At 69.1% G+C, this 7,550-nt stretch carries 6 protein-coding genes; 3 read left to right on the top strand and 3 right to left on the bottom strand.

Annotation, left to right across the window (positions count from 1 at the left end; genetic code table 11):
• Nucleotides 1–172: 172 nt before the first annotated feature.
• Nucleotides 173–1,816 carry a GMC family oxidoreductase gene (locus OXS49_RS31945; protein ID WP_267428562.1) on the bottom strand — a complete coding sequence of 548 codons (1,644 nt, stop codon included), beginning with the start codon at nucleotides 1,814–1,816 and terminating at the stop codon, nucleotides 173–175.
• 195 nt (nucleotides 1,817–2,011) lie between these two features.
• Between OXS49_RS31945 and OXS49_RS31950 the strand changes: the two genes are divergently transcribed.
• The 3 genes from OXS49_RS31950 to gluQRS all read left to right on the top strand — a co-directional run bounded on the left by OXS49_RS31950 (nucleotide 2,012) and on the right by gluQRS (nucleotide 5,282).
• A complete protein-coding gene (locus OXS49_RS31950) occupies nucleotides 2,012–4,042 on the top strand; it encodes an ATP-binding protein (protein ID WP_243997933.1) in 2,031 nt (676 codons plus the stop codon).
• Nucleotides 4,043–4,140: 98 nt separating this feature from the next.
• On the top strand, nucleotides 4,141–4,422 hold the full coding sequence (locus tag OXS49_RS31955; protein ID WP_267428563.1) for a hypothetical protein: 282 nt from the start codon (nucleotides 4,141–4,143) through the stop codon (nucleotides 4,420–4,422).
• Nucleotides 4,419–5,282 carry a tRNA glutamyl-Q(34) synthetase GluQRS gene (gluQRS, locus tag OXS49_RS31960; RefSeq protein WP_267428564.1) on the top strand — a complete coding sequence of 288 codons (864 nt, stop codon included), beginning with the start codon at nucleotides 4,419–4,421 and terminating at the stop codon, nucleotides 5,280–5,282. The genes OXS49_RS31955 and gluQRS overlap by 4 nt, the downstream gene beginning before the upstream one ends.
• Before the next feature lie 15 nt (nucleotides 5,283–5,297).
• On the opposite strand, the gene OXS49_RS31965 is transcribed toward gluQRS, so the two are convergent.
• Entirely contained in the window at nucleotides 5,298–7,325 is a 2,028-nt protein-coding gene (locus OXS49_RS31965) for a M23 family metallopeptidase (protein ID WP_267428565.1), read from the bottom strand.
• A 35-nt stretch (nucleotides 7,326–7,360) separates the two neighbouring features.
• The coding region (locus tag OXS49_RS31970; RefSeq protein WP_267428566.1) for a hypothetical protein at nucleotides 7,361–7,550 on the bottom strand (190 nt) is incomplete at its 5' end.

Here is a 7,550-nt window from a genome sequence, read left to right on the forward strand (position 1 = left end):
TGCCCGATCGATGCCGCGGGCGCCGCGGGGATCGGATCCCGCGCGTACTTGGCCGACACCTGGGTTCCCGCGGCGTCCCGCGTCCCGCGTGTTGCTTCTTGGGCCATGCCCCCGGCGCCGAAAGGCGGGTGGGGACGATGAGGCGCGTCCGAGAGCAACCCAACCTGCCGGGTCACGCCGGCATCGGCTCGCGCGGCTCGGTGTAGTCGTAGAGGCGCGGCGCAGGGATCTCGTCCTTGGCACCCATCCGCGCCACGAGATGGTCGGCGACCCGGAGGGCATTGGCGATGATCGTCAGGGTCGGGTTCACGGCGCCGATCGACGGGAAGAAGCTCGCGTCGGTCACGTACAGGTTGTCGAGCTGATGGGCCTTGCAATTCCGGTCCAGGACCGAGGTCGCCGGATCGTCGCCGAACCGCAGCGTGCCGGCCTGATGGGCGGTACCACCGATCGGCACGTTCTTGCCGAGATAGAGCGAGCGGTCGAACAGGTGGGGGTGGATGTCGGTGAAGCTGCAGATCTGCTGGAGCTTGTGCCGCAGCCGCTTGTGCGCCTCGCTGTTCGTCTCGGTGAGGTCGAGATGGACCTTCCCATCCTTGTAGAAGATCCGGTTCTGCGCCAGCGGGATATCCTCGGAGGTCAGCCAGAAATCGACGGAATGCTTGGCGATCCAGTCGAACGGCTTGTTGGGGAACCATTGCAGGAAGCCGGGCAGGCCCTCGCCGTGGATCTGCGCGCCGTCGGACTTGCCGACCATCTGGATGTGGCCGAGGGGGAAATCCCAGCCGTCCTTCGGGTCCGGATCGCCGAAATAGAAATCGTTGAGGCCGAGCGTCTTCTGAAACCGGGTGGGATTCGGCGTCTTCGAGATCGCCAGGATGGTCGAGTTGTTGTGGCGCATGTAGTTGCGGCCGACCTGATCGGAGCCGTTGGCGAGACCGGTCGGGTGCCGGTCGCTCGCCGAACGCAGCATCAGCAGGGCCGACGACAGCGCCCCGCAGGCCACCACCACGAGGTCGGCCGAGGCCTCGAACGGCACGCCGTCGCGGTCCCCCACCACACCGGTCACGGTCCGTCCGGCCGGATCGGTGACGACACGCTCGACCATGGTGCGGGTGAGCAGCGTCAGGTTCTGGCAGTCCCGCAGGGCCGGGTCCACCACCATGGTCTGCGCGTCGGACTTGCCGTTTGTGGGGCAGGGGAAGCCGTCGAAGGATTCACATTTGATGCAGGGCGAGGTCGGCACCGCCCGGCCGTCCTTCTCCACGAGGCGCACGCCGACGGGGAGGTGGAACGGCTGGTGGCCCGCCTGCTTCAGGTTGTCGAACAGCTCCTGGATCCGCGGTTCGTTCGCCACCGGCGGATGGGCGTAGGGCTTCCTCGACCACGGCTCGGTCGGATCCTCGCCGCGCAGGCCGTGGACGTGGAACAGCTCCTCGGCGGCTTGGTAATAGGGCTCGAATTCGTCGTAGCCGACTGGCCACGCCGGTGCGATCCCGTCCTCGTGGCGGATCTCGGAGAAGTCCTTCTCGCGGAGGCGGAACAGGATCGACCCGTAGAATTTGGAGTTTCCGCCGACGTAGTAGTGCAGGCCGGGATGGAAGCTCCTGCCGTCCGACGAGTACCACGTCTCCTTGGCCTGATAGTAACCGTCGACGATCACCGCCTGGCTGTCCCAATTGCGGGGCTCGCGCAGGAGATAGTCGCCGCGTTCGATCAGCAGGATGCGCTTGCCGGTCTGGGCCAGACGCCACGCCATCGTCCCGCCTCCCGGGCCGGATCCGACGATGATGACGTCATAGTGCTCACCGGGCATGGGATGTCTCCGTCCGGGCCGAATGTCCTGGGCCCATCGTCCTGGCAGGCAACTCGCGAGCGGCCAATCGGATCGCTCCGCGGCGTCGTATCCGACGACACGCGCTGCAACCGCCGGTTAAGCGCATTTCCCAACACGGCCTTCAGCTTCACCTGCGATCCTGCGGCGGACCGGCCTCCTGCCGGGGAGGCATCGATGGTCGTCGAGGACATTGCGCTGGTTCTGGCGCTCGTGGTCGCCGCCGCGCTTGCGGTCGATCGATGGCGGGTGCGCCGGGCCGGGCCGGACGACGGCGAGGCCGAACGGATGCACGACCGCCTGTGGCGGATCAGCGAGAGCGAGGACCGCTACCGGGCCCTCGTGGCCGCGACCACCGAGGTGATCGTCCAGCGCGACGCCCGGGGCCGCATCACCTACGCCAACGAGGCGTATGCCCATCTCCTAGGGCGCGAGCCGATCGAACTGCTCGGCGCACAGACCGACCTGGAGATCCTGGATCGCAACGCCGTCGAGATCGGCGGCGACGGGGTGCGCCGCATGGAGGCGCAGGTCCGCACGGTCGATGGCCGCGTGCGCTGGTTCGCCTTCGTCGAGATGCCGGTGGCGCATGGCGACGCGATGCACTGGCTGCGCGCGGGCCGGGACGTGACCGCCCGGGTCGAGGCGATCCGCAGCCGTGACGCCGCGCTGGAGCGGGCGGAATCGGCGAGCGTCGCGAAGTCCCGGTTCCTGGCGACCGTCAGCCATGAGATGCGCACGCCGCTCAACGGCATCCTGGGGATGGCCGAACTCGTCCTGGGGACCGAGCTCAATCCGGAGCAGCGCACCTATGTGGAAGCGGTGCGCACCAGCGGCCAGGCGCTGCTCGGCCTGATCGACGGCGTCCTCGATTTCTCGCGGATCGAGGCCGGCCGTCTCGACCTCGCCGCCGAGCCGTTCAGCCTGCCGTCGGTGGCGGAGGGCGTGGTCGAGCTGCTGGCGCCGCGGGCGCAGGACAAGGGAATCGAGATCGCCCTCGACGTGGCCGAAGGCTTTCCAACGGGCCTCATGGGTGATGCCGACCGGGTGCGGCAGATCCTGATCAACCTGGCGGGCAACGCCATCAAGTTCACCGAACGGGGCGGCGTCGGTGTCAGCCTCACGTTCGCGCCGACCGAGACCGGCCCGAACGAGGTGGTGCTCACCGTCGCGGATACAGGGCCGGGAATCCCGGAGGATCGTCTGCCGATCCTGTTCGAGGAGTTCGAGCAGGGGGACGGCAGCGCCAGCCGGAGCCACGAGGGCACCGGGCTCGGCCTCGCCATCACCCGACGACTCGTGACCCGGATGGGCGGACGGATCGAGGCGACCTCCAGTGTCGGGCGGGGATCCACCTTTCGGGTCGTGCTGCCGCTGCCGGAGGTCGTCGCGAGCGAGCGCACCGATCCGCTGCCACGCCTCGACGGGCGGCGCTGCCTGATCGTGGCCGATTCGCCGTTCCAGGCGCCCTACCTCGCCCGCGGCCTGTCCCGGGGCGGTGCGGCGACCGTGATCGTGGACACCCTCGAATCCGGGCTCGACGCCCTGTCGGGCGCCGCCTTCGACGTCATGCTGGCGGATCGGGCCCTGGGGGATGCGGCGGTGCGGCAGCTCGCCGATGCGGCCCGGGCCTGCGGCGTCAGCTGCAGCCTGGTGCTGCTCTCACCGTTCGACCGGCGCGGCTTCGGTGCCGCGGGGGCGGCCGGGTTCGACGGCTATCTGATCAAGCCCGTCCGGGAGCGGTCCCTGTTCGAGCGCCTGGTGGCGCCCCCCGGCCCGACCGAGATTCCGGCCACTCCACCCGCCGCACTGCCGCGGGCCGGCGCCGGGATGCGCGTCCTTCTCGCCGAGGACAACCCGATCAACGCCCTGCTGGCGACGCGCGCCCTGGAACGCCTCGGCGCCGAGGTCGTCCATGCCGTCGATGGCATTGCGGCGCTGGAACAGCTCGACACGAACGGCCCGTTCGACCTCGCGCTGATCGACGTGCGCATGCCGCGCCTCGACGGGCACGAAACCGCCCGCCGGATCCGCTCCGCCGAATCGGACGGTTCCGGCCATCTCCATCTCGTCGCGCTCACCGCCAATGTCAGCCGCGAGGACGAGGCCGCCGCGCGGGCGGCCGGCTTCGACGGGTTCCTGGCCAAGCCGCTCAACCTGAAGCTCCTTCCGGCCTTGCTGGAGCGCCGCTCGGCGCAGGCGGCGTAGAGCGCTCTCCGCCGAGGTGGCCACCGGTTCGCCCACACGAACGGCTTGGAGCCGCGCCCGCGTTGACAGGTCGGCTCCTCCCACGCCAACAGGATCCCATGTCGTCAACCGCTCATCCGTCGCCCGGACCGCGCTCGTCGAGCGACGCGCTCGCCGTCTGGGGCATCGTCGCTCTGGTGATCGCCACGGTCCTTCTCGGTGCGCTTCTGCCGGCGCGTCACCTGGCGCCGGCACGCTCCGTCGCCGAGGATCCGGCCTGCCTCGAATGGACCGACGGCTGCCAGGTCTGCCAGCGCCTCGCCGAGGGACCGGCCTGCTCGCTCCCGGGCATCGCCTGCCAGCCCGTCGCGCCGCACTGCCTGCGCCGCGCCGACGGGTGAGCCTGAGCGCCCCGGTTCTCCGCTTCGCGCCGAGTCCGAACGGACGGCTCCATCTCGGACACGCTTACTCCGCCCTGCTCAACGCCGATCTCGCGGCCCGAATGGGCGGGGTCTGCCGCCTGCGGATCGAGGATATCGACCCGCAGCGCTCCAAACCCGCGCTGATCGACGCGATCTTCGCCGATCTCGCCTGGCTCGGCCTGCGCTATCCCGAGCCGGTCCGGCACCAATCCGACTACATGGGGGACTACCGGGCCGCCCGGGATGACCTCATCGACCGGCGGCTCGCCTATCCGTGCTTCTGCTCGCGCGGCCAGATCCGCGCCTTGGCCGAGTCAGGCAAAGCCACGGCGTGCGATCCGGACGGCGCGCCGCTCTATCCCGGCACCTGCCGGAGCCTCGACCCGGCCCGCGTCGCCGAGAACCTCGCCCGGGGCGAGCCGCATACCTGGCGCCTCGATATGACAGCCGCGCTCCGCTGCACTGGGCCGGACCAGGGCTACGTCGCCTTCGACGCGACCGGCGCGCAGCGGATCGCCGCCGATCCCGCCCGCTGGGGTGACGCGGTGATCGCCCGCCGGGACGTCCCGACGAGCTATCATCTGGCCGTGGTGCACGATGACGCGGCGGAGGGGATCAGCCACGTGGTGCGCGGCCGCGACCTGGAGGCGGCCACCGACCTCCACGTTCTGCTCCAGAAACTCCTCGGACTTCCGACGCCGCATTATCGGCATCACCCGCTCCTGCTCGACGCGGGAGGTGAAAAACTCGCCAAGTCGCGGGGCTCGCAATCGCTCGCCGATCTCCGGGAAGCCGGCGTTACGCCCGGGCGGATTCGCACGCAGCTTGGGTTCGTCTGAACGGACGGAACCGGCTCAGCGCACGATCGCGTCGCGTTGAGCGAGGGCGGTTGCGCTCTTCGACTTCTGCATCGTGGCGTCGATCTGCTCGCGCTGCCGTCTGAACTCGGCGAGCAGGCGCCCGTCGAGCTCGCGGCCGCGGGGGACGCGGATCTTCATCGGGTCCACGAAGTGGCCGTTGATGATCACCTCGTAGTGGAGGTGAGGTCCGGTCGAGAGGCCCGTCGAGCCGAGATAGCCGATCACCTGCCCCTGCCGGACCTTCACGCCCTCCCGGATGCCGCGGCCGAACCGCTGCATGTGGTTGTAGGTCGTCACGTAGCCGTTGATGTGCTGGATCTCGACCCGGTTTCCGTAGCCGCCCGACGTCATCTCGGCCCGGATCACCACGCCATTCCCCGTGGCCATGATCGGCGTGCCGATCGGGTTTGCCCAATCGACGCCCGTGTGAAGGCGCGCGTAGCCCAGGACCGGATGGCGCCGGTAGCCGAAGCCGGAGCGCATGATCCCATCGGCGATGGCTTTGCGCAGCAGGAATTTCTTGAGTGATCGCCCCTGCTCGTCGAAATAATCGATGGTGCCGTCGTCGGGGGATTGGAACCGGTAGACCTTGTGGGTCTCGCCGCCGACCGTCAGCGCCGCGTAGAGCAGATCTGGCCGGTCCGCACTCGCCTCGTCGTCGTAGCTATAGAAGACATCGACGTCGTCACCGCTGCCGATCCGGCGCTGGAAGTCGAGGTCGTAGCTGAAGATGCGGACGATATCCTCCACGGTCGATCGCGGCAGGCTGTGCCGCGCGGCCGTTTCGTAAAGGCTTTGATAGAGCCGGGGACCAGAGCCCGTATCCGAATCCTCATCGTCGCCGGCATCCGCCTGCTGCTGCGGTTTGGCGGAGGGGGCCTCCTCGGCAGGGGGAGCCACCGAGACGAAAGCGCCGCGATCGTTCAGGGCGGCGATCCCCTCAATGCCGGCCTCGCCGTACAGCACGACGCGTGTGACCTGGCGCGGGTCGCCGGGGCGCGGGCCCGGCGCGATCTGCACCCGCATCGGCTGGCCTTCGGCGAGAGCAGCAAGACGCGCCTTGCCGCCGAGGGCCGCGACAATGCCCCGGATCACATCGTCGCCCGCGAATCCAGTGGCCTTGAGCGTGCTCTCGATGGTCTCTCCGCGCTTGAGCGCGAGATCGCGCTCCTCGACCAACGGTGCCTCGTTGGGCTTCAGTTCGACCTTGGCGACCTTCGTGACGTTCTCGGGGACGACAAGAACCTCGATGGATTTGAACGGATTCGCATCCTTGGGTCCGGCGCCGTCCGTGTCGCCGGCGGAGCCTTGCCGAAGGGTCCGCGACAGCATGATCTGCGGCGCGATCGGAATCGTGGCCCGGCGGCCGGCCTCGGCGGCGATGCGCCGTTCTTCCTCGACCTGCGCGGTGACGTCGTCGTCGGTGAGCCCTGGGGCGTTGGCCGCGTCGGCGGCATCGGCGAGGTCACGCTTGACGACCGTGACCTCAGCCCCGGGGGCGTCGGCCGCGGCATCGGGCGCACGCTCGAGAGGTTCGTCGGACACGAACTTCATGGGATCGAAGCGCGGCGGCTCTGTCGTATAGACCCCCGTCGTCATCGAGAGGGGCGTGCTCAGTCGCACGAACGCCTTGGCCTTGATGATTTCGCGATCGCCCAGCCTGACCGTCACAGGAGCCCGAAAGCTCTGCTTGGCCGACGCGATCATCAGATTGCGCACCAGCCGGTCGCCCTTGCGGGCGAGGTTAGCGCCGCTCTCGCTCGGCTGCGGCCGGGCAGGAACGGTGACGCGCTCGGGGATGGCAGCGAAGGAGACGTCGCCCTGAAGAGAGACATGAAGCGCCGCCGCGATCAGGCAGGCTCCGGTCAGGCCCGTGAGGGTACTGGCGCAGAGCCAGCGCAAATTGACTGATCGCCGATCGATCTGGCTCGCGGTTGCGCCGCGCTCATCGAGCGGCGCCTGGAGCCCGCGCCCAAAGCTGGAGGCGGCCACATCACCGATCTTGAGTCGCGCGCGCTTCACTCGATGGCCCTGAGAAGACGATGGCGAACGGAGCGTCAGGCGGGATTCTCTGAGAACCCGCGGCCGGGTTCCGCCGCACCGGAGCAGGTGAGCGCCACCGGCCCGACCATCTCACGACGTAGCGTGTCCAGATTGAGGCGCATCGCGCGCAGCTGCAAGTCGGCATCGGCTCCCAAAGGCATAAGCCCGAGGGGGAGGGGGGTTTCAGATTTCCGCAACAAGGCT

Origin of the sequence: Methylobacterium sp. GC_Met_2 (genome assembly GCF_026540795.1) — a bacterium.
Lineage (GTDB): Bacteria > Pseudomonadota > Alphaproteobacteria > Rhizobiales > Beijerinckiaceae > Methylobacterium.

What these genes read in the sequence shown, in the direction of transcription:
- OXS49_RS31955 (WP_267428563.1), top strand. Translation starts at nt 4,141, where the DNA reads ATGTCGTCAACCGCTCATCCGTCGCCCGGACCGCGCTCGTCGAGCGAC.
- OXS49_RS31950 (WP_243997933.1), top strand. Translation starts at nt 2,012, where the DNA reads ATGGTCGTCGAGGACATTGCGCTGGTTCTGGCGCTCGTGGTCGCCGCC.
- OXS49_RS31945 (WP_267428562.1), bottom strand. Translation starts at nt 1,816, where the DNA reads ATGCCCGGTGAGCACTATGACGTCATCATCGTCGGATCCGGCCCGGGA.